The following is a 22,204-nucleotide window of genomic DNA, read 5'->3' as shown; positions in this document are numbered from 1 at the left end:
GGCATTATGTCGCGTTGGCCGAATCACGGGACTAAAGTCGATATATGCAGTCACAGCACCACGTTCCGGGCTTCACAGTCCATTTGTCCGGCACCGAGGACAGCCAGGAAACGACGACGGCGGGCGCGTCCGCACGCGGCTTCAGGGAGCGCCGCAGGAACCGCCATGGGCGGGGGTTGCGCGGTGAAATCATCCTTCCCAACCTTCCCGGCTACCGGACGCGTGCCGAAAGGTTCGACGACCTCGTGCTCGATTCCGCGGAACGGCTGCAGGACATGTGGGGCAAACGGCTCGACGGCGTCGCGTTCGCCGTAGACGAGATCCCGCCAAACCTTGAGCAACTGGTGGCCGAGGGAACCGCGGCACCGCTGGGCTCTTACACCCCGGCGGCCCACGGCGCAGGACCCGTCATCACCATCTATCGGCGCGTCGTCGAGCACACCACCGGCGGCCGCGAGGACCTCCAGGACCTGGTGCACGACGTCGTCGTCGAGTACACCGCCGAGATGCTCGGAGTACCGCCGGAGACCCTGGACCCCGTTTACCGCCGTCGTTATCAGTAACCCAGGGTGACCTGTACTTTTTCATGGCCGGCAGCGCCGTCCTGGATGGTCAGGACCGAAACCCCGGATTGCTCGCCCTCCTCAAGCACGAGCGCGCCGTAGGCCGCGTCCCCTGCCGCGGACACGATGTAGCCGGAAATCGCGGCGCCGTCGGACTTATCCGGAACGCCGATGACGGAGGTGGTCCCCCCGGCGATGTCGACGGTTTCCGTTTTGTGTATCTTGCCGTCCGAGGTGACCGGCGTGTAACTGACCGTGGCCCGGCCCGTCGGCACGCCGAAGCTAAGGAAGCGAGTGCCGCCTTGGGGCACCGCCACCACATGCTGGCTGCCCAAACGTACCGCGGCCGGAGACCAGGCGAAATCAACCGGATCCCCAGCCTTGAGTCCCCGCGTTACGCGGGAGGACGCGGCGAAGGAAACGTCCGAAGTAGCGCTGACGGTATACATGCCGGCCGGGACGCCCGTGAGCGGCACTTCGGTAACCGAACCCGCTTTGGCGGTCACCGCTCCCCCACCGGGCAAAGCGCGCTGGCCGTTCGGCCCGAACAAACGCACATCCACCACGGCGTCCACAGGACCGGGGACGGTGATCTGCAAGGCCGGAACGACGTCGGCAAAACCGGGCTTGTCCGCGAGTGACTTGACGGCGGCCGGGTCCTGGACGTCCACCCCGGTCATGACCTGGGAATCAGCGGCGCTGGCACCCGGGGTAATGAGCTCGACACCGCCGGCGGTGAGGCCACGGAGAACGCTCTGCTGGATGGTTGCCGCGACCGGGCCGCCGCTGCTGCGCAAATGCACTGAGAGCTGGCCCTCGTTCGGGGCCAGTCCGGCCAAGTTGATGGACCGGGTAGTTCCTGGCGAAACGAGCAAGCCACGGCTGTCCGGGGCTTGGATCTGTCCACGGGCACCGAACAGGTCAAGATTGACTGTCGCCGGTGTGCCCGAGGCATTACTGATGTTCAAAACCGCGGTCCGCCCCAGTGCGGTGTTGGCTCCCAGGAGCCATGAATCGTTGACCGGTTGCTGGCACGGTGCTGCCGCCAGGCCGCGGAGGTCGCCGTCGCCGGCGGTGTAGCTCATCAATCCCGCTACCGCGGCCATCTGTCCGCCGATGGGATCTGCGCCCACCACAGTGACGTCGCCTGCGGGCCTCTGGGCCACGACGCCGGCGTTCAGGACGGGAGGCCCTGACGCCGGGGGCTGGGTGGCGGCGGGAGGCTTGGCAATATCGGCGATAGCGGAGCCACCCAGCGAAGCGAGGTTGCTCCCGGGAACGGATCCGGTGGCGTCACTGAGCACCACCGCATCCAGGAAGCTCTTTGCTGAACGTGAAACAGGGCTGAACTGGGTGTCGGTGCCCGCCGCGGTTCCCTCGGCGAGGCGGGGAGGTGCCGGACACACTGCGGTTGTCCTGCCTGCCGGGACATCCGCAAGCGCCATGTCCAGGGTTTTGCTTCCCGACGGGGAAGGCAGGATGGATGCTGCCGACACCACCCCGGCCCCTGCAGCAAGGAGCAACGTAGCGGAAAGCGCCCCCAACACAACGGCCTTGTTCTTGTTCCCGGCTTTGCGCTGGCCGCGCTTCCTTGACCCCGCGCTGACCTCGGGTGCCGGGTCTTGGTTGTCAGACACTGCTGTACTCCTTACGGAGAGAGTTTTGTTCCTTCAGGAAGCCGGTCTTCGGCCTGCGGGCGGGCATGGGGATGGCCAGCAGGACGGTCAACCCAATAACTACGGCCTGCAGAATGCCGAGCCAAGGCTCCCAAACCGTGGTGTAGCGGATCTCGATCTGGCCGCCTGCGGACGGCAAGGTGAATGCTTGGGCCCATCCGGACGTCGTCGGGCTCAATTGGCGGCCATCCAGCCAAGCGCTCCAGCCAGTGTCTGCCCGCTCAGCGAGCACTACCAGGCGTCCGTCCCCGCCTGCCGGGATGCTGCCGGCGGCAGAGGTTCCGAGGGAAGGCAAGAGGGCAACAACGGCACCATTGGCATCCACTACCCTGACACGGTGGGCGGTTTCGGCGTCGGCCGCGGCGGCCTGGTTGAGCGGCGTGACACGCCACAACCACCCGGAATCGGTCTTGCCCACCGCCACCAGGCCGGGAACGGAATCGATCCGGTTGGCCGTCAACTGGGCAGCGGTGTCGGCTGACTTCAGAACCACGAATCCGGCACCGAGCTGCTCAAGGGCGGGCCGCGGGTCTACGCCTGTTCCCGCGACGATCGTGGCTACGGCGTTCCGGATGGACGCGGTAGCGTCGTCGTCGGCCACAAGGAGTTCCTGCCCTGGTGATCCCACGATGGAACGTGCGGCTGCGACCGTGGAAAGCGAGTCCAACGTAGTCCCGGCCCCGCGCATGAGGGATGACGTGTAGCCACCGTTCTCACCGGCGGTGATGACCAGCGTACGGGTCTGTTCCGGCCCCTGGCCGTGGTCGACGGCGGTGGCGGGCAGAGTGCCCTGCCCTAAGGGCTGGACCAGCCGCGGCGTGCCAAGCGCGCCACTGGCCGAAGGCGAGGTGTCTGCGCTGGCCAGGACATTCTGGGTTGCCCATAGGCCCATGCTGGCAAGGGGGCCGGCAATGAGGAGAAGGGTTGCGACAGCGGAGACGGTTCGCATTGCCGCGCGCCGGACCGGGCGGCCGTCGTCTGCCTTGGCTTTCAGCTGGAGGAGGTTATCGGCACCGATCAACGCCGCTGCCAGGAACGCGAACCCGGCGGCGGAAACTGCCGGACCGGTGAAAGGTGCGACGAGCAGGTTGCCGTCGGCGCCAGTCGCCACATGTCCGGCGAGCCATGCCCAAGCCAGGAGCAAGAGGGCCCCGGCCCAAAGGAAACGCGTGACGCGGGACCGCCGTCCGGGCACAAAGAGTGCGGCAACGGACAGGAGCAGGACCGGAGCGCCGACCAGCAGGGCAAGTGCCAATGCCCACGGAATACCCGACGGGCCAAATAGTGCCAAGCCGGCCAAACCGCCGTTGACATCGAATTTCAAGGGTTGGCCAAGCAATTGCTGCCACAACGGTGCGGCGTCGAACCCCAGCGGGAGGCCCGGATCAGCCAACAGGGCGCGGGGCCGTTCCAGGACCGAGAGGACATACGGTGCAAAGAGCGCGGCGCTCGGAAGCAGTGACCACCATATGGTCCGCCCGCGCCGCCCCAAGGCGATGCCGCAAAAGACAATGAGGACGGCAAAGGGAGGTAGCAGGGACGGCGCAGAAGCTGTCACGACAGCCAGCGCCAGGCCGGCCGCGGCGGCAGCCGTCCACGACGGAGTGCCGTTGGCGCCCGGCTTGCCCGGCAACGGCTTCGCTGGCAATGGCTTCGCTGCGGCGTAGCCGGACGGCTGGATCTGCTGGTGATTCTGTTGCTGGTCCAACGTAGTGCCGCGCCCTAGCGCCGATCCAGTGGCCCGAAAGAGGGCCAGCACCAGCAGGGGCATCGCCACGTGGGCCAGAAGGGCGCCGGCCCTTCCTTGGTTCAATGCGACTTGGAGGGCTGGCGCTGCGGCCCAGACCAGCGCCGCAATGAAACGGTAACGGCGCAGGGTGGTCATCGCGCCCGCGGCAAACCAGGCGCCCAGGCCTGACAGCGGCATGGCCAGCAACAATAGCCACACGGCGGCTGTGTTGGAGTCGCTTCCCCCGAGCATTGACACAAGCCACAGGATGTAGGCGAACGGATCCCCATGTCCGGGCAAGCCGGCACCCAAGCTGATCCACCAGCTGGACGCGGACCGCCAAATGTCACTGGATGCGGACAACGGCAAGAGGCCTCCGCCTGTCACCCCGCTTGCCCCCAGGAGCCCCAGCAGCCCCACGATGGAAGCAGCCAGCGCAACAAATCCGGCGGCCACCGCGCCCGTGCCGATCCAACCACGCTCATTCGTTGCGAGGGCCACGAAATCGTCACCGGCATCGCCACTCGGTTCCGGAGCCAGGGAATCAGTCTCCTGGAATTCGTCCGCGCCAATCGCCTCGACGAGGGAGCGGCGGTGGGCCCACACCTCGCGCCGCGGAGTCTGCAGACCCTTGACCATCGAGCGTCGCACGCGGCGTGTCCGGGCCGCGTTCCGCCTGGAACGCCAAATCGCCCTGGGACGGCCGAGCGCCGCCACGGTGGCGCCAAGCTGGGAAATCCCGTAACCCGGCTCTTTGACGAGGATGCTCAAGACGAGCCTCACCATACTCCCGAGCAACGCGCCGAGCGCGTGCAGCGGAACCTTCCACGGCGAAGCGTGGGTGAGCCTCAAATGGACTTGGCTCTTGCGGGCGGCGGCAGGTGTCGCGAGGCCGTGGGGGCGGTGCTCGACGTGGAACATGCGCGCCGCCGGGACCACCACAACCCTGTTGCCCGCAAGCCAGTTGCGCCAGCAGAAATCGACGTCGTCTCCCACGCCCGGAAGGGCAGGGTCAAAACCGCCCAGCTGCTCCCAGGCATCGCGGCGGATCAGCATGCCTGCGGAATTCACCGCGAAAGTGTCCGTGCGCCCGTCGTACTGGCCTTGGTCGAGTTCGTCGGCTTCAATGAGCGTGAGCCGTTCGGCCCAGCGGCTCGTGGACAGGCCGGCGTCGATGAGCCTGCGTTCCGCATCCCAAGCCAACTGCTTGCAACCGGCCACAGTGACCGAGGGAGCGCGCTCGACTGCCTGAAGCAGCTCGGCGAGTGCATCCGGGGCGGGAGCGGCGTCGTCGTGCAACAACCAGATCCATTCCACGGTTCCCGGCTCCCGCGAAGGGGCCGAACGGGCCAGGCCGGCTATGACGGCCGCGCCGAAGCCCACTTTGTGTTCGCCTGTGCCGGTGACATTGGCCTTACCGAGAGCCCGCTGCAGCAACGCGGCGGACTTGTCCCGGGAGCCCGTATCAATGCCAATGGCGGCATCTGCCGGACGCGTTTGGTCCAGCAGGGCCGCCAGGGTTCTGGGGAGGTAGCTACCGCCGTCGTGCGAGACGACGACGGCGGTAACGTGTACTGCCTTGAGAATCAGACCGCTCGCTTCCTCAGCCTGCGGCGTTCACGCTCGGAGAGCCCGCCCCAGATACCAAAACGTTCATCGTTGGCGAGTGCGTATTCAAGGCACTGCGAACGGACATTGCACGCACCGCAAACCTTTTTGGCATCCCGCGTGGAGCCGCCCTTCTCGGGGAAGAACGCCTCCGGGTCCGTCTGGGCGCACAAGGCGTCCGTCTGCCAGCCAAGTTCGCCTTCGTCGTCGAAGTCACCTTGGCCCGGAAGCCCGATCCACACCGGCTGGGCCGGGTTGTCGAGCGGACGGCGCAGCTCCATCGGAGGATCGTCGAGATCGTCCTCCGGATCTACCGGTTCGCCCCCCACAAGAGCCTCGTGGGCAGCAAGAAGGGCAGTTGCCTGGTCTTCCAACGACTCCCGAGTGGTCTCGATATAGCGGTCCGCCGCCTGCGGATCTGCCGGGTCAACATACCAATCCCCCGGAACTTCGCGCGATCGGTACTTCACCGACGCATATTCCGCGACGACTGCATCTTCCTGGATACGCAACGCTTGCCCCATGGCGTCCCTCCTGATGTTTGCAGCTGCTGCCGTGCTCATTCGGTACTCGGTTATGTACCCGATACTCCCGCAGCGGCGTTCGATATCTAATTACACGTGTGTAACTACCAAGCCGTCAAGCCGCGCCGGGATAATAATCAACTTTCCGCACTAACTCCCGCCGCGCCACGCCCGGGATTTTTTCGCCCCGCCCGCGCGCCCCCAACGAAAAACGGAAGCTTCGAATCACTTAAGATGTATTTTCATTGAATTTCAGGGAAATCACTTGCCCCCTCGAGCACCGCGCCGACGCCACCCCCCAGCCCAGTGTGGTGCAATTCACACGTGCCGGCGCCGGGCCGGGCGCCCCGTGGCAAGATGTAGCCATGAGCACCCCCGCGATGAACCTGATGGCAGCCCTGCGTTCCGGACACGCCACATCCCCCCGCCTGACCTGGTACGGGCCGGACGCCGAACGGGTGGAGCTCTCAGGCCGGGTCCTGGATAACTGGGTGGCCAAGACCAGCAACCTGCTTCAGGACGAGTTCGACGCCGAGCCAGGCATGAGCCTTCGCCTGGACCTGCCGGCCCATTGGAAGTCCTTTGTGTGGGCACTGGCTGGATGGCAGCTGGGCATGGAGCTGGTGCTCGACGGCGGCAGCGCCGATCTGCTTGTCACAGACACCCCTAACGTCGGTGCCGGAGCCGACTTTGACGCCGTCGTCGCCGTGCCGCTCGCGGCACTGGCGATGCGCTGGCCGGGAGAACTGCCGGTCGGCGTCGTGGACTACGCGGCTGAAGTCCGCTCCCACGGCGACGTGTTCATGGCGCACGCCGAGCCGGACGCCGCACTGCCGGCCCTGCGCCGCCCGGAATCCGGACACCCGCACAGCGAATTGCTGGACGGCTTCGCCAAGGAACACGACGCCGGCGTACGCCTGCTGGTCCGCGCGGCCGACGGTTTGGAGTCGGCCCTCGCGGACGCACTCGGCGCATGGAATAAAGACGGTTCAGTAGTCCTGGTGCACCCGGACGTCGACGTCACCCAGCACCTGCTGGACAACGAGCGCGTCAGCGGGGCTTGACCGCGTCTTCGCCTTCATCGGAGCTGGCCTCGGAGCTGGCGGCATGGATGGCCTTGGCCTTGGCCCTGTGATGGGCTTCGATGATCTCGTGGTCATGCGAGAAGGCCTCCTCTTCGTCGAGCTCCTTGTTGAACACCAGGAAGCGGTAGGCGAAGAAGCGCACGACAGTGGCTACAAGGATGCCGACGACGCCTGCAGCGAAGAGGACGTTCTTGTCCTGGATGTTCATGCCGTATTTGGCGATGGCAGTCAGACCGGTGGAAATTCCGATGCCAATGCCGTTGATGATGATGAACATCACGAACTCTCGCACCACGTTCTGCTGGCGGCGGTGACGGAAGGTCCAGAAGCGGTTGGCGATCCAGGAGAAGACAGTGGCCACGGTTGCGCCGACGAAACGGGCCTTGGCCTCACTGTCCGACATCGGGCCGTGCATGAGATAGTAGGTCAAGCCGTTATCTATGACGAACGCAACACCGCCGACAGCGCCGAACTTCGCTACTTCGCGCCAAAAGAGCGAGGCGAGCCCGCGCATGCGATCTGCAAGTGTGTTGATCATGACCCTCCATGGCCGTTGTTCTAGGGGGCCGATGGGCCGAAGCCTCCATTTTAGCTCCGATTCCTTGGAGCTTCCCGAACTTTTCCGCGCCAACAGCCTCGCACCGAGGCTGCACGGGACCCAGCGGCGAACAGAATAAAGGAACCAGCCGCTGGTTCGGTAGGCTGAACCTTGTGACTTTTCCTGTAATTGGCGTGGTGGGCGGCGGCCAGCTCGCACGAATGATGGCCCCGGCCGCAACCGCTCTTGGCTTTGAACTCCGGGTCCTTGCCGAAGGTGAGGACGTTTCCGCGGTCCAGGCCGTGGCAACGGCTCCTATTGGCGACTACAAGGACCTCGCTGCGCTCCTTGAGTTCTCGCAGGGCTTGGACGTCATGACGTTCGACCACGAGCACGTCCCCACAGAGCACCTGAGGGCGCTGATCGAGGCCGGAGTCAACGTCCAGCCTGGTCCTGATGCCCTGGTGCACGCGCAGGACAAACTCGTGATGCGCGCCGCGATCGACCGCCTGGGGCTCCCCAATCCGGCATGGGCTGCCGTCCACGGCGTCGCGGACCTGGTGGCTTTCGGCGGGCAGGCCGGCTGGCCGATCGTCTTGAAAACCCCCCGCGGTGGCTATGACGGCAAGGGCGTGCGCATTATCCATTCCGCCGACGACGCCCGGACCACCACGGACTGGTTTGAAGCCATGAGCCCGCTATTGGCCGAAGAGAAGGTGGAGTTCAGCCGCGAGCTTTCCGCGCTCGTTGCAAGGACCCCCGACGGCGAATCCCGCGCCTGGCCGGTTGTCCACACTGTCCAGGTGGATGGCGTCTGCGACGAAGTGATTGCGCCGGCCCAAGACATTCCCGTCGAAGTTGCTGCGGCAGCCGAAGAGGCAGCGCTGCGTATCGCCAATGAACTCGGAGTCACGGGCGTCATGGCGGCGGAACTCTTCGAAACCCCCGGCGTCGGGGTCGGGTTCCTGGTCAACGAGCTCGCCATGCGGCCGCACAACACCGGCCACTGGACCCAAGATGGCTCCGTCACCAGCCAGTTCGAACAGCACCTGCGCGCAGTCCTCAACCTTCCGCTCGGTGCCACCGACGCCCTGGGCCCGGTGGTGGTCATGAAGAACTTCCTGGGCGGCGACAACCAGGATCTCTACAGCGCCTACCCCAAGGCCCTCGCCTACGAACCGGCCGCAAAGGTCCACTGCTACGGCAAGTCCGTGCGGGCCGGCCGGAAGATCGGGCACGTGAACCTCGTGGGCAACTCGACGGCAGACGTCGCCTCCATCCGACACCGCGCCACCGTAGTGGCCGACATCATCCGTGACGGCCGCATGCCGGCCGAGACCACCTCCGAGGAGACCGCATGAGCGCAGGGAACGTCAGTGCCGAGAACGCGATTACCGAAAACGCGAGTGCGGCGAACGCCACCCCGATCGTAGGCCTCGTCATGGGCTCCGACTCCGACTGGCCTGTCATGGAAGCTGCGGCGGACGCCCTGGCCGAATTCGGCATCCCCTTCGAAGCCGACGTCGTCTCCGCCCACCGCATGCCCACGGAAATGATCCGCTACGGGCAGACCGCCCATGAGCGCGGCATCCGCGTCATCATCGCCGGAGCAGGCGGCGCAGCCCACTTGCCCGGCATGCTCGCCTCCGTCACCCCGCTGCCCGTCATCGGCGTCCCGGTCCCGCTGAAGACCCTGGATGGCATGGATTCCTTGCTGTCCATCGTGCAGATGCCCGCCGGCGTTCCCGTGGCGACCGTTTCGATCGGCGGCGCCCGCAACGCCGGCCTCCTGGCCGTGCGCATGCTGGCGTCCGGAACCGATGAGCTGGCCGTCCGGCTACGCGGCGAGCTGCTCGAATTCGCCCAGGAGCTCAACAACACCGCCACGGAAAAAGGGGCCAGGCTCCGCGACAAGGTCGCCGAAGTCTTCTCCACGGCGAACGTCTCCGCCCGGAGCAGTCGTTAAGAGCCCGGGCAGCCGCTAAGAGGTCATCCCCGGCAATCCCGAATGAACCGTCCCGCAATGACAAGGATCCCCTGCCGTGTACCAGCTTGAGAATGTTCTCCGCCCCTATGCATGGGGATCGACGACGGCGATCGCCGCTCTGCTGGGAAGGCCCGCCTCGGGCGGTCCGGAGGCGGAGTTGTGGATCGGCGCGCACCCGGACTCGCCGTCCGTGGCCACCCGTCCGGATGGGTCTTCCGTCGCCTTGGACACCCTGATCAGCGTGGATCCCGTGCACTTCCTAGGTGAAACGAGCCTGGCCGAATTCGGTCCCCGCTTGCCGTTCCTCACCAAGCTCCTTGCAGCGGACAAGCCGCTGTCCTTGCAGGTCCACCCTCGCCTGCAGCAGGCCCGGGACGGCTTCGCGAAGGAAAATGCCGCAGGTATGGCAGCGGACGCACCCGAGCGCAACTATCGCGACGACAACCACAAGCCGGAGATGATCTTCGCGCTGACGCCGTTTCATGCCCTCTGCGGTTTCCGTCCAGCCGCCGATTCGCAGCGTGTCTTCGAGCACCTGGCGACCCTCCTGGACCTTGCCGCCGTCGACGTTCCGGGCGTCATCGCCGGAGTCATCGCGGACCTCGCCGGGTCCGACGAGCCCTCGGCACTCAAAGCTGCGTTCACCCGGCTGATTACCGGCGGGGATGCCGTCTCCGCAGCCACCGATCAGGTGGTTTCCATCCTGAAATCGGGCGCGCCGATGGGTCAGCACGCCGCGGAACTCTCCACATTGGTGGACATCAACAATGAGTTCCCGGGCGATCCCGGGGTCCTGATTTCCCTGCTCTTGAATCTTGTCTTCCTGTCCCCGGGCGAATCGGTGTACCTGCCGGGCGGAAACGTCCACGCCTACTTGAAAGGCCTCGGTGTGGAGGTGATGGCGGCTTCGGACAACGTGCTCCGTGGCGGCCTCACCCCCAAGCACATCGATGTCCCCGAACTCCTGAAGACCATCGAATTCGCCTCCCTCGGCGTACCGCGCATCGAGTCGAGGACCTCCGGATATGGCCAGGATCTGTATGTGCCGCCGTTCCGGGAATTCCAGCTCCAGCGCATCGAGTTGGCTCCCGGAGCGGAACCGGTGCCGATGGCGCAGGCCGGTCCCGCCGTCGTCGTCGTGGTTTCGGGTTCCGTCGTGCTCGACTCCCCCAAGAGCGAGCTCGCCGTGGAGCGCGGCGGGAGTGCGTTCATCCCGGCATCCGAAGAGCCCGTGATGGTGCACCCGGTTGCCGGCGCAACGGGAACCAGCGTTGCCTTTGCCGTCACAACGGGCTTGGGGAACTAAAACGGTGGAGTACTTCCTGCAGACGCCCGCATGGGCGTCCTTCCAGCGATCCCTCGGCCGAACCGTGCACGAGGAGTCCGGCCCGGGGTGGCGTTTCCTCGCGGTGGAGGAAAAGAACCCCGCGGGCAAGGTCATCTATGCACCCTACGGGCCCGTGGCCGATTCGTTGGAGGCCTTCGACGAAGCCGTAGCCGCACTCGCGGCGATCGCGCACCGCAGCCGTGCGGTCTTTGTCCGGATGGAACCGGTCACCGCCGGGTTCGAAGCCGCCGACGCCGGGGCGATACTGCGGGAACGCGGCCTGCAGCCGGCGCCATCCAACCAGCAGCCGGAATTGAGCTGGATTGTGGATCTGGACGGCGACTTCAAGGACGTCCTTGCGGGCATGAAACCCACCAACCGGAACCTGTACCGCAACATCCACAAGAAGGGTGTCACCTTCCGGTCCTCGCAGGATCCTGAAGAGATCTCCGTGCTTCTCAACTTCCTGCACATGACCGCCGCACGCAACGGCTTCAAGCCCCAGAGCGACGACTACCTGAGCTCGGTGGCACGCTCCCTCATGCCAGCGGGTGCCGGCACCCTGTTCATCGCCGAACTCGAAGGCGAGCCCATTGCGGCCGCCCTGGCGTACGACTCCGCCGACACGCGCACCTACGCCCACGCGGCGCTCGATGACACGCACCGCAAGCTCAGCGCGGGCATTCCGTTGCTCGTGACGCTCATGGCGGATGCCAAGGACAAGGGACTCAAGCACGTCGACCTGTGGGGTGTGGCCCCGGAGGACGAGCCTGACCACAAGTGGGCCGGATTCACTGCCTTCAAGAAGTCCTTCGGCGGGCGCGAAATCGCCTACCCGGGTACGTGGGACCTTCCCGTCAACAAGCTTCGCTACGGGGCCTACCAAGTGGCCCGGAAGCTGCGCGAAAAGCTCCGCTGACGTTTCCTTTCGCAGCACTCGCGCGAACTGGCAGCAAATGCCCTCAAAATTCGATTGAGAGGGCATTTGCTGCCAGTTCGCGCGGGAGGGCGCGTCCTACTTGCGGGCGTAACCTTCCCACTTGCTGGCCTGGTGCTCGCCGTCGACGAAGCGGATGGTTCCGGACTTGGAGCGCATCACGATGGACTGGGTCAGGACCTTGTCCTTGGAATAGCGCACACCCTTGAGGAGGTCGCCGTCGGTGATGCCGGTAGCCGCGAAGTAGCAGTTATCGCTCGTGACGAGGTCGTTCGTGGAGAGGACGCGCTCGAGGTCGTGTCCGGCGTCGATGGCCTTTTGCTTCTCGTCGTCGCTCGTGGGCCACAGGCGACCCTGGATGACACCGCCGAGGGACTTGATGGCACACGCGGCAACGATGCCTTCCGGGGTGCCGCCGATGCCCATCAGGGCGTCGACGCCGGTACCGGAACGTGCGGCGGCAATGGCGCCTGCAACGTCGCCATCCATGATGAACTTGGTGCGGGCACCGGCTTCGCGGATTTCCTCCACCAGCGGGCGGTGGCGGTCGCGGTCCAGGATCATGACGTTGAGCTGGTTGACCTTGACGCCCTTGGCCTTGGCGATCAGGTGCAGGTTCTGCTTCACCGGCAGACGCAGGTCCACCATGTCAGCGGCTTCGGGACCCGTGACGAGCTTCTCCATATAGAACACGGCGGAAGGATCGAACATGGTTCCGCGTTCGGCCACGGCCAGCACGGCGAGGGCGTTGTTGATGCCCAAGGCAGTAAGGCGGGTTCCATCGATAGGGTCGACGGCGACGTCGCACTCCGGTCCGGTGCCGTCACCGACGTGCTCTCCATTGAAGAGCATGGGGGCTTCGTCCTTTTCACCCTCGCCAATGACAACGACGCCGTTGAAATGGACGGTGTGGAGGAACGAGCGCATGGCGTCAACGGCGGCGCCGTCTGCCTTGTTCTTATCGCCGAAACCAACCCAGTGACCGCCGGCAATGGCGGCAGCTTCAGTAACGCGGACAAGTTCGAGGGCCAGGTTGCGGTCCGGCTCATCGGTCCCGACGGCGAGCGCCGGCGAAATCGTGGAATACTTCTGGGACATTGGCGCTGGAGACACGTGAACCTCTTCTTCGATGACGCGATTCGTGGGACCAGGAATGGCTGCGCTTGGCAGCCTGAATGATTCCTCTACAACAGATCATAGTCGGGGCGGAGCGCCACGGTCATGGGATGACCAACTCCCGGAACGCCCCTTGCGCGGATGGCCCGATGTGTATTAGCCGCCGGGATAAGGGACTATTGAAGCGTGAGTGAAACGCAAGACAAAGCAATTGCCGCTGTCCCATCGGACAACGCCACTACCGACGCAACTGGCAACCAAGAGTCCGGCCAAGCGGCGGTCAAGCCCGTTATCGCGGCGAAAGCAGCCAAACGCGCCAACGCGTCGGTGATTGGCATGCTCATCGCGTTGCTCCTCTGTGTGTTGGCATTCCTGCCGATCGTGCTCATGAACCCGGCACCAAAGAGCAGCGGCTACCGGCCCAACGTCGATGTGGCCGCAACCGCAGCCAACGCGAAAGATGTGGCGGGTTTCACACCCGTGGCGCCGGATACCGGCGACACATTTAGTCCGAACTACGCCCGTTGGAACTCCGGGACCGGCGATGGCGTGCCCACGTGGGAGGTCGGCTACGTCACTCCCAAGCAGATGTTCATCGGAATTGTCCAGACCCGCAAGGCCAATCCAACCTGGATTTTCCAGCAGACCGGCAGCGCTCCGATTACCGGCACGCGCAGCGCCGGCGGCCACGACTGGGAGCTCCATGACACGGCCAAGGGCAACCGCAGCATGGTCCTGAACTACCGCGGAACCACGATCATCCTGAGCGGCAGTGCAGGACTGGACGAGTTCTCCACACTGGCCGCAGCCGTGGTGAAATCAATGGACTCAGCTCCGGCCGCTTCCGCGGACGTGAGCACGAAGCCGGGCGACACAGTTTCGCAGCCTGCCACCTCAAAGCCGTAAAGTAGCGCCGTGGCTACCTACCTGACTCCTGCACTTGCCTGGCGCCGTTTGCGCGAAGGAAACGAACGCTTTGTCGCCGGGGAGTCCTTGCACCCCAACCAGGACGCTTCCCGCCGGCATTCCCTGCTCGAGGACCAGCACCCATTCGCAGTGATTTTCGGCTGCTCGGATTCCCGCCTGGCCGCCGAGATCATCTTCGACCTCGGACTGGGCGATGCTTTCGTGGTCCGGACCGCCGGTCAAGTGATCGACGACGCCGTCCTCGGTTCCCTTGAATACAGCATCTCCCAATTGCATGTTCCGCTCATCGTGATCCTCGGCCACGACAGCTGCGGCGCCGTGACCGCGACCAAGAACGCAGTCGAGACCGGCGAAATGCCAGCAGGCTTCATCCGTTCACTCGTGGAACGCATCACGCCTTCCGTCCTCACGGCAATGCGCAACGAGCAGACGGACGTCAACGAGATGGTGGTGGAGCACGTCAAGCAGACGGCCCGTCGCCTTGCAGACAGTTCCCGTGTGATTTCCGACGCGATCGACGACGGCCGGGCCGCCGTCGTCGGGCTTTCCTACAAACTGGACGAAGGCCGCGCGGCGCTGGTTTCCGGGATCGGCAAGCTCTAAACCCGACGCCGGGCCGCCCGCTAAGGGGCGGTAACCAGCGGCCGTAGCTTTGCACCTCCGGTTTTCGGTCAAGCGGCTGCTCGCCATAAGCTAGCCCCATGACTTCCACTCAAGAATCCAACACGGCCGAGTTCCGTATTGAACATGACACGATGGGCGAAGTTCGCGTTCCCGTGAACGCCCTGTACCGCGCCCAGACGCAGCGCGCCGTGGAGAACTTCCCGATCTCCGGCAAGACGCTTGAGCGCGCACACATCGAGGCCCTTGCCCGCGTCAAGAAGGCTGCGGCCCTGGCGAACGCTGAACTGGGAGTGCTCGACGGCGAGCTCGCCGAGGCGATCGCCAGCGCTGCCGATGAGGTTGCCGCCGGAAAGTACGACGGCGATTTCCCCATCGACGTCTTCCAGACCGGTTCGGGTACGTCCTCCAACATGAACACCAACGAGGTCATCGCTGAGCTGGCGACTCGTGCCCTCGCGGCCGCCGGGAGCGACAAAGTTGTCCACCCGAACGACCACGTCAACGCTTCCCAGTCCTCCAACGATGTCTTCCCGACGTCCGTTCACGTCGCCGCGACGTCGGCCCTGATCAACGACCTGATCCCGGCCCTCGACTACCTGGCTGCTTCCCTGGACCGCAAGGCCGTGGAGTTCAAGGACGTCGTCAAGTCCGGCCGCACCCACCTCATGGACGCCACTCCGGTGACGTTGGGCCAGGAATTCGGCGGCTACGCCGCGCAGGTCCGTTACGGCATCGAGCGCATCAACGCCGCCCTCCCCCGCGTTGCCGAGGTCCCCCTGGGCGGCACCGCCGTCGGCACCGGAATCAACACCCCGGAAGGCTTCCCGGAGCGCGTCATCGAGCTCCTCGCAGCCGACACCGGCCTGCCGCTGACCGAGGCGCGCGACCACTTCGAAGCGCAGGCCAACCGCGACGGCCTCATCGAGGGCTCCAGCCAGCTGCGAAACATCGCGATCTCGTTCATGAAGATCAACAACGACCTCCGCTGGATGGGCTCCGGCCCCAACACGGGACTTGGCGAAATCTCCATCCCGGACCTCCAGCCTGGCTCGTCGATCATGCCGGGCAAGGTCAACCCGGTCATCTGCGAAGCCTCGATCATGGTCTGCGCCCAGGTCATCGGCAACGACACCGCCATCGCCTGGTCCGGTACCAACGGCGCCTTCGAGCTCAATGTCGGCATCCCCGTGATGGCCGCCAACCTGCTCGAATCCATCCGCCTCCTGGCCAACACCAGCCGCGTCATGGCCGACAAGATGATCGACGGCATCACGGCCAACGTGGAGCGCGCCCGCTTCCTCGCCGAGGCTTCCCCGTCTATCGTGACCCCGCTGAACAAGTTCATCGGTTACGAAGCAGCGGCAAAGATCGCCAAGAAGGCCGTTGCCGAGGGTTTGACCATCCGCGAAGCCGTGATCTCCCTTGGTTACCTTGAGCGCGGCGAATTGACCGAAGAGCAGCTCGACAAGGCTCTCGACGTCACCACCATGACCCGCCCGGCCCACAAGGCCTAGCCTCCCGCTAGTCCAACTGGCCAGCCCGACGGCGGCCGGCACCTTTCCCACGGAAGGTGCCGGCCGCCGTCGTCGTTTCCGCCCACAGAGCCTTCTTGCACTCTTAGATAAAAAGTGCAAAACTTTACTTTGTGGAAAATAGTGCAACTAACGACGGCGGACTCCGGGAGCGCAAGCGCGCACAGACCCGCGCGGCGATCTCCGCCGTCGCACGGTCCCTGACGGCCCAGCGCGGACTCAACGGCTTCACCGTCGAGGAAGCCTGCGAGCAGGCCGGGATATCGCGGCGGACGTTCTTCAACTACTTCCACACCAAGGAAGACGCGGTGATCGGCTCGTTCTCCGATGAACTTCCGGAAGATGCCTTGGAGGCCTTCAACCGCAACCCCGCCCGTGCCCTCGGCACAATCTCTGCCACGATCTCGGACTCGCTGCTGTCCGCACTGCGCCACTTCACCTTGGCGGTCCTCGAGCGGTCCACCGTCAGCCCGTCGGAGATCCGCCAGCTCATCGCAGCCGTCACAGCCGAGCCCCAGCTCCTGGCCCGCTTGACCCGCGAAGGCGAAGTCCGCGAGCGCCAGTTCGCCGAGCTCATCGCCACCCGTGAAGGCCTCCCCGCAGACCACGTAGAGGTCACCATGGCCGCCGCGGTCTTCGGTGCAGTCACCAAGAAGACGAGCAAACAGTTCTTTTCCGAAGAGAACACCGAGCCCTACCGCGAACTGCTGGATCGGAACCTCAACGCGGCCCGCGCACTCTTCGCCCAACCGCTGGACGCCAATCCCGTCGAACCCCAGAAGGATCAACCGTGAGTACAACGCTCAAGACCAAAGCGGCCGCACCGCTGCTCTTGACCCAGAGAAGGATCTGGATCATTTTCTCGGCGTTGATCGCCGGAATGCTGCTCTCCAGCCTGGACCAGACCATCGTGTCCACGGCCATGCCCACTATCGTCGGCAAGCTCGGCGGCGTTGAGAACCAGGCCTGGATCACCACGGCCTACCTGCTCGCCACCACCATCGTCATGCCGATCTACGGCAAGTTCGGTGACATCCTGGGCCGGCGGAACCTCTTCCTGATTGCCATCGGTTTGTTCACCGCAGCTTCCATCGGTTGTGCCTTCGCCACCGACTTCTGGGGCTTCGTGATCTTCCGTGCCATCCAGGGCCTGGGCGGCGGCGGCCTGATGATCCTGTCGCAGGCCATCATCGCGGACATCGTGCCTGCCAAGGAACGCGGCAAGTACATGGGCCCCCTCGGTGCCATCTTCGGCCTCTCCGCCGTTGCGGGCCCGCTCCTGGGCGGCTTCTTCGTCGATCACCTCACCTGGGAATGGGCCTTCTACATCAACATCCCCATCGGCATTGCGGCGTTCACCATCGCCTGGTTCACGCTCACCCTGCCGAACAAGAAGGCCGAAAAGCGCATCGACATCCTGGGTGTGCTGCTGCTGTCCGCCGCCACGGCCTGCCTGATCTTCTTCACCGACTTCGGTGGGAAGAAGGACCAAGGCTGGGACTCCCCGCTCACCTGGGCCTTCGGCGCCGGCATGGTGCTTGCTGCTTTCCTCTTCGTCCTCGTGGAGCGTAAAGCCGAAGATCCCATCATTCCGCTGAGCCTGTTCAAGAACCGGATCTTCATCAACGCAACGGCTATCGGCTTCACCCTTGGCTTGGGCATGTTCGCCGCCATTGCCTTCGTTCCGACGTTCCTGCAGATGTCCTCCGGTACCTCGGCCGCTGTCTCCGGCCTGCTTATGCTGCCGATGATGGTGGGACTCATGGGTACGTCCATCTACTCCGGTATCCGCATCTCCAAGACCGGCAAGTACAAGATGTTCCCGATCCTCGGAGCGAGCCTCACGATCGTTGCGATGTTATGGCTCACCACGCTCACCGCGGCAACTCCGATCTGGGTCATCTGCATCCAGCTGTTCATCTTCGGCGCAGGCCTGGGCTTGATCATGCAGGTCATCGTCCTGGTGGTCCAGAACGCGGTTCCGGCCGAGCAAATCGGCACGGCAACGAGCACCAACAACTACTTCCGCGAGGTCGGGGCTTCGTTGGGCGTTGCCGTCTTCGGCTCGATCTTCACCACGCGGCTAGCCGAGTCCCTCACGAAGGCATTCACGGGCGCCGGGGCTTCTGCCGCGCAGGCTGCACAGTCCACCAGCAGGCTTGATCCGCAGACACTGGCCCAACTGCCGGTCCAGGTCAAGGACGCCATCATCAACGCCTATGCCGATTCACTGGCACCCGTGTTCTGGTACCTGATCCCGTTCATCGCTGCCGCCCTCCTGCTCGCCATCACCCTCAAGCAGATCCCGCTGTCCGACACCGCCGGAATGGTGGCCCGGGGCGAGGCTGTCGGGGGCGAGGAGGCGGAACGCCTTGAAACCGAACGCCTCGGAGGATCCGCCGAGGCGACTGTCGACGCAGACGCTGACGCCGAGCCGGAGTCCGGCACGGTGGGCGACAACGACGGCGAGCTCGCCCGGCGCTGAAGGACATGCCCAGCCTTGGCCCGGACCAGTGGACATAAGGGGGAATATGCCCACTGCCCGGATGCAAAGCTGGGCATGTCCCTTGGTCCGACGTCGGGTTCCATGGCCGCTGGCCCGGCCAACCGGGGCGCCGCAATCTTTGGGGGTTGCGGCGCCCCTGTGTTGTCCGTCCCCGCGGCGTCTGGCTTAGGCTGGAACCCATGAGTTCAGAGCCCGAAGAATCCGCGAACATCAGCCCGGCCGTTCGATGGGGACTAGGGGCCGTGCTTTTCGGCCTTCTGGCCGTCTCCATAGCCTCCGCCCGGGGCGAATGGTGGACCATCGTCGGAGCCATTGTCTGTGGGGCCGCCGCTTGCCTCTTCGCTGCCCGCGCGATCCTCGCAGCCCGTCAATCGCGCTGATACGCGACGGCGGAGCCCGGCTCCAGCGCAAGCCGGATGGTTTCGCGGTGGCCGGCACTGATATCAGGCAGCTCGTCGAGGGCAAACCAGCCGACGGCGATTGATTCGTCGTCGTTGACGCGGGCCTCCCCCGAGACATAGCGGCATTTGAAGGCAATATCCAGGAAGTCGCAGACGTCTCCGTTGGGATAAATGACCGGGCCGATCACGCCCACGGCCAGGATCCGCTCGGTTTCGGCCACCACGGCAGTCTCCTCGAAGATCTCGCGAATCAAACCGGGGGCCGGGTGCTCCCCGGGTTCCAGCATTCCGGTGATCAAGGTCCAACGGCCATTGTCGGCCCGTTGGCACAGCAAAACCCGGTTCTCGTCGTCCAGGACCACGCCACGTACGCCGGGTAGCCACAGCGGGTCGTTGCCGATCTTCTCGCGGATTTGCAGGATGAATTCCGGGACCGCCACTGCCTAGCCCGCTTTCGTTGAAACAGTCATTACCAACAAGAGCACTGCCTCCGCTTCCGGATCGGATCCGCCAGTAGGGCGAGTATCCCACCGGCGATGCCCGAATGACAGCGGGCAAGCCTGCTCAGGCGGTCGTCTCACGCGCCGCTTGCTCACGGCTCTCCTCACGCGGGCAGGGCAAGCATCGCCGCAGCGGCACCGGCGAGCATGAACGGCCCGAATGGTATCGATGATTTCAGGGTTCCCCGCCGGGCAGCCAGGACCCCAAGGCTCCACAGCCCGCCGAAGAGGAACGCAGCAAACGTTCCGGCGAAAACATGCGCCCAACCCAGATAGCCAAGGTAGAGGCCGAGGACACCAGCCAATTTGACGTCTCCGAAGCCCATCCCGGGCGGGTACACCAATCGCAGGATGAAGTAGAACACCCACAGCACGGCTCCCCCGGCCACGATTCCCAAGGCGGGCACCCCGAGGAAGGAGGCACCGCCGTCGGGCGTGTTCCCCGCTGCTCCGCCGCTGAGGTTCGTTGCCGCTCCCCCGGCCAGGGTGACAGCCATCGCCGCGCCGAGCAGCAATACACCGGCGATCGCATAGGACGGGAACACGATCCGGTTGGGCAACAGGTGGTGGCGGACGTCAATGACCGTGAGGCGGGCAGCCATAATCGCAAAGTACACACAGGCTGCGAGCAGCAACCAGAAGGCCGGGAAACTGGTCCCCCACAATTCGCCGAGTCGTCGGATCACTCTCGGATGCTATCGGTTTTCTCAAACCTGCGCCGGTCACGCACGCTTAGACTGTGGATATGGGGCGCTACAGTGCAGAAATCCAAGGCAATCCGGACGCTGACATGTCCTCCACCTTCCGAAACCTCTGCCGTTCCTCCCCGTGGAAATGGACCAGCCTGAGGTTCGAGTACCTGGACCGGCCGGGCAACACGGGAGCCACAGTGCGCGCCTGGCTGCGTCGGCCGGGGGCGCTTCGGCTCGAAACCATGGAAGGCGCGTTGCTGCATAGCACCACGGGCATCAACGACTCCCGCGACGGGCTTTACCTCGGTTCCAAGCGTAAGTCCTGGCTGTTGCCGGCCCACTTGGTGACCCCCGTTTACGACTCCGCCGGCTTGGTCCGCCGGCGTCCCGAGGCTGCGTACGGTGAACCGTCCTTCGGGAACGGTCGGCTCGCGGCAGCCCTCGATCCTGTGGAGCTCGCCGGCAATGCGCCGGTGCCGATGGAGTTTCCCGAGTCCAACCGGGTGTCGTTCGGCGCCATTCGGGAAGTGGATCACGAGGGCCGGCCGGCCCTTGAAACCATAGCGACGCCGGGACACAGTTACGTGGCGTCTGATGCCGCAACGCCGCTTTGTTTTCCCGGACGGACGCTCTTGCGGGTGGACTCGGGAACGGGCGTGTGCGTTTCCAGCCAATCGCTCGACGGCGATACCACCGGTCGGGGGCATTGGATGCGGATCCTGGGGGTAGACGAATACATGCTGGACGATCTGTTCCTCGCCGAATCGATGAACCTCACCGACGTACGCAAACACATCAGCTGGGACATCGGCCCCCGCCCCTGAGACGCTCGCTCACCTTTGGCCGTCAATTCCCAAACGCTCGCTCACCTATACGCCCCACCCGCCAAACGCTCGCTCACCTATACGCCCCACCCGCCAAACGCTCGCTCACCTATACGCCCCTCCCGCCAAACGCTCGCTCACCTATACGCCCCACCCGCCAAACGCTCGCTCACCTATACGCCCCATCCACCAACCCTCGCTCACCAATTGGGCCCTCCCGCGGAACGGGCCGACCGATGACAAGCTATCCCGGCCTGTCCGCTAGGCTTCCCGGATGAACGAGCTAAGTGCCATCTGGCCCCTCTTCGGTCTTACCCTGACCACACCCCGCCTCGAGTTGCGCCCCATCCAGGACGCTGACATCCCCGCAGCGGTCAGGGCCGCCCTCAGCGGCATTCACGAGCCTGGGAAGTCGCCCTTCTGCAACCCCTGGACGGAACTGCCCGACGATGAGTTGGGGGCCAACATGGCCCGATGGTATTGGCGCTGCCGTGCAGGAATGACCCCGGAATCATGGACGCTCCTCCTCGGTATCTGGCACAACAACGAGTTCATTGGCTGCCAGGATGTGGAGGCGAAGAACTTCGAATCGTTGAAGACTGTCTCCACCGGCTCCTGGCTCAAGAAGGGCGCGCAAGGCCAAGGCCTCGGCAAGGAGATGCGCGCGGCCGCCCTCAGCTACGCCTTCGACTACCTGAACGCAGAAATGGCGACCTCCGAAGCTGCCATTTGGAACAAGCAGTCCTTGGGCGTCTCCACCAGCCTCGGATATGAATCCGACGGCAGTTACCGCGACACCTGGGGCCCCGACGTCGTGGAAGTCCAGAGAGTCCGGCTCACCCCGGAAGCGTTCATCCGACCGGATTGGAAATTAGAGGTGGAGGGCCACGAAGCCACGGCAAAGTTCCTAGGTATGTGAGCGAGCGTCAGCGAAAAACCCGACATAAGTGAGCGAGCGTCAGCGAAAACCCGACATAAGTGAGCGAGCATCGGCAGGAAACACGACATAAGTGAGCGAGCATCGGCAGGAAACACGACATAAGTGAGCGAGCGTCAGCGACAGACGCACAAGGATCGACGCGTGAAGGGCCGTGGCCCGGCGAACCGG

Annotated in this window: 21 protein-coding genes; 14 read left to right on the top strand and 7 right to left on the bottom strand. The window is 64.8% G+C overall.

What is annotated here, in order from left to right; all coding sequences use genetic code 11:
• The first annotated feature begins 44 nt into the window (after positions 1 to 44).
• Complete coding sequence (locus NFJ07_RS06275; RefSeq protein ID WP_269993242.1) at positions 45 to 563, top strand: metallopeptidase family protein; 519 nt, start codon at positions 45 to 47, stop codon at positions 561 to 563.
• Here the strand turns inward: NFJ07_RS06275 and NFJ07_RS06270 are convergent.
• The 3 genes from NFJ07_RS06270 to NFJ07_RS06260 are packed head-to-tail and all read right to left on the bottom strand — an operon-like array spanning position 557 to position 6,100.
• On the bottom strand, positions 557 to 2,200 hold the full coding sequence (locus tag NFJ07_RS06270; RefSeq protein ID WP_269993240.1) for a DUF5719 family protein: 1,644 nt from the start codon (positions 2,198 to 2,200) through the stop codon (positions 557 to 559). The genes NFJ07_RS06275 and NFJ07_RS06270 overlap by 7 nt on opposite strands.
• Entirely contained in the window at positions 2,193 to 5,555 is a 3,363-nt protein-coding gene (locus NFJ07_RS06265) for a glycosyltransferase family 2 protein (RefSeq protein WP_269993400.1), read from the bottom strand. Before NFJ07_RS06265 ends, NFJ07_RS06270 begins: the two co-directional genes overlap by 8 nt.
• Complete coding sequence (locus NFJ07_RS06260) at positions 5,555 to 6,100, bottom strand: WhiB family transcriptional regulator (RefSeq protein WP_269993399.1); 546 nt, start codon at positions 6,098 to 6,100, stop codon at positions 5,555 to 5,557. The genes NFJ07_RS06265 and NFJ07_RS06260 overlap by 1 nt, the downstream gene beginning before the upstream one ends.
• 365 nt (positions 6,101 to 6,465) lie before the next feature.
• Here NFJ07_RS06260 and NFJ07_RS06255 point away from each other — a divergent pair, with 365 nt between their 5' ends.
• Complete coding sequence (locus NFJ07_RS06255) at positions 6,466 to 7,164, top strand: TIGR03089 family protein (RefSeq protein WP_269993239.1); 699 nt, start codon at positions 6,466 to 6,468, stop codon at positions 7,162 to 7,164.
• On the opposite strand, the gene NFJ07_RS06250 is transcribed toward NFJ07_RS06255, so the two are convergent.
• Entirely contained in the window at positions 7,151 to 7,723 is a 573-nt protein-coding gene (locus NFJ07_RS06250) for a GtrA family protein (protein ID WP_269993238.1), read from the bottom strand. The genes NFJ07_RS06255 and NFJ07_RS06250 overlap by 14 nt on opposite strands.
• A 173-nt stretch (positions 7,724 to 7,896) precedes the next feature.
• On the opposite strand from NFJ07_RS06250, the gene NFJ07_RS06245 reads away from it, so the two are divergent.
• From NFJ07_RS06245 to NFJ07_RS06230, 4 genes are all read left to right on the top strand, one after another.
• Positions 7,897 to 9,084 (top strand): 5-(carboxyamino)imidazole ribonucleotide synthase, encoded by a 1,188-nt coding sequence (locus NFJ07_RS06245; RefSeq protein ID WP_269993237.1) that lies wholly within the window; start codon positions 7,897 to 7,899, stop codon positions 9,082 to 9,084.
• Positions 9,085 to 9,164: 80 nt separating this feature from the next.
• Complete coding sequence (gene purE, locus NFJ07_RS06240) at positions 9,165 to 9,689, top strand: 5-(carboxyamino)imidazole ribonucleotide mutase (protein WP_269993398.1); 525 nt, start codon at positions 9,165 to 9,167, stop codon at positions 9,687 to 9,689.
• A gap of 76 nt (positions 9,690 to 9,765) precedes the next feature.
• A complete protein-coding gene (manA, locus tag NFJ07_RS06235) occupies positions 9,766 to 11,016 on the top strand; it encodes a mannose-6-phosphate isomerase, class I (RefSeq protein WP_269993236.1) in 1,251 nt (416 codons plus the stop codon).
• A gap of 4 nt (positions 11,017 to 11,020) precedes the next feature.
• Positions 11,021 to 11,956: a lipid II:glycine glycyltransferase FemX gene (locus tag NFJ07_RS06230; RefSeq protein ID WP_269993235.1), complete on the top strand. Its 936-nt coding sequence runs from the start codon at positions 11,021 to 11,023 to the stop codon at positions 11,954 to 11,956.
• A gap of 96 nt (positions 11,957 to 12,052) precedes the next feature.
• Here NFJ07_RS06230 and glpX read toward each other — a convergent pair whose 3' ends face one another.
• Positions 12,053 to 13,072: a class II fructose-bisphosphatase gene (gene glpX, locus NFJ07_RS06225; RefSeq protein ID WP_171983398.1), complete on the bottom strand. Its 1,020-nt coding sequence runs from the start codon at positions 13,070 to 13,072 to the stop codon at positions 12,053 to 12,055.
• Positions 13,073 to 13,276: 204 nt separating this feature from the next.
• Between glpX and NFJ07_RS06220 the strand changes: the two genes are divergently transcribed.
• The 6 genes from NFJ07_RS06220 (at position 13,277) to NFJ07_RS06195 (ending at position 19,059) form a co-directional block, all read left to right on the top strand.
• The gene (locus tag NFJ07_RS06220) at positions 13,277 to 13,996 is read left to right on the top strand and encodes a DUF4245 domain-containing protein (RefSeq protein WP_269993234.1); all 720 of its coding nucleotides are present in this window, start codon (positions 13,277 to 13,279) and stop codon (positions 13,994 to 13,996) included.
• Between the two features lie 9 nt (positions 13,997 to 14,005).
• A complete protein-coding gene (locus NFJ07_RS06215; protein WP_269993233.1) occupies positions 14,006 to 14,620 on the top strand; it encodes a carbonic anhydrase in 615 nt (204 codons plus the stop codon).
• 98 nt (positions 14,621 to 14,718) lie between these two features.
• The gene (locus NFJ07_RS06210) at positions 14,719 to 16,155 is read left to right on the top strand and encodes a class II fumarate hydratase (RefSeq protein WP_269993232.1); all 1,437 of its coding nucleotides are present in this window, start codon (positions 14,719 to 14,721) and stop codon (positions 16,153 to 16,155) included.
• A 131-nt stretch (positions 16,156 to 16,286) separates the two neighbouring features.
• The gene (locus tag NFJ07_RS06205) at positions 16,287 to 16,967 is read left to right on the top strand and encodes a TetR/AcrR family transcriptional regulator (RefSeq protein WP_269993231.1); all 681 of its coding nucleotides are present in this window, start codon (positions 16,287 to 16,289) and stop codon (positions 16,965 to 16,967) included.
• On the top strand, positions 16,964 to 18,658 hold the full coding sequence (locus tag NFJ07_RS06200) for an MDR family MFS transporter (RefSeq protein ID WP_269993230.1): 1,695 nt from the start codon (positions 16,964 to 16,966) through the stop codon (positions 18,656 to 18,658). The genes NFJ07_RS06205 and NFJ07_RS06200 overlap by 4 nt, the downstream gene beginning before the upstream one ends.
• 200 nt (positions 18,659 to 18,858) lie before the next feature.
• Complete coding sequence (locus NFJ07_RS06195; RefSeq protein ID WP_269993228.1) at positions 18,859 to 19,059, top strand: hypothetical protein; 201 nt, start codon at positions 18,859 to 18,861, stop codon at positions 19,057 to 19,059.
• Here NFJ07_RS06195 and NFJ07_RS06190 read toward each other — a convergent pair.
• Entirely contained in the window at positions 19,047 to 19,520 is a 474-nt protein-coding gene (locus NFJ07_RS06190) for an NUDIX hydrolase (protein WP_269993226.1), read from the bottom strand. The genes NFJ07_RS06195 and NFJ07_RS06190 overlap by 13 nt on opposite strands.
• A gap of 164 nt (positions 19,521 to 19,684) precedes the next feature.
• The gene (locus NFJ07_RS06185) at positions 19,685 to 20,266 is read right to left on the bottom strand and encodes a prepilin peptidase (protein WP_269993225.1); all 582 of its coding nucleotides are present in this window, start codon (positions 20,264 to 20,266) and stop codon (positions 19,685 to 19,687) included.
• A 59-nt stretch (positions 20,267 to 20,325) separates the two neighbouring features.
• On the opposite strand from NFJ07_RS06185, the gene NFJ07_RS06180 reads away from it, so the two are divergent.
• Positions 20,326 to 21,096 (top strand): hypothetical protein, encoded by a 771-nt coding sequence (locus NFJ07_RS06180; protein ID WP_269993224.1) that lies wholly within the window; start codon positions 20,326 to 20,328, stop codon positions 21,094 to 21,096.
• Between the two features lie 274 nt (positions 21,097 to 21,370).
• Positions 21,371 to 22,015 (top strand): GNAT family N-acetyltransferase, encoded by a 645-nt coding sequence (locus tag NFJ07_RS06175; protein ID WP_269993223.1) that lies wholly within the window; start codon positions 21,371 to 21,373, stop codon positions 22,013 to 22,015.
• Positions 22,016 to 22,204 lie beyond the last annotated feature (189 nt).

The sequence above is a fragment of the Arthrobacter sp. B2a2-09 genome, assembly GCF_027587375.1.
Lineage (GTDB): Bacteria > Actinomycetota > Actinomycetes > Actinomycetales > Micrococcaceae > Arthrobacter.
The sequence above is the reverse complement of the archived record's forward strand: the minus strand, read 5'-3'. Positions and strand labels throughout refer to the sequence as shown.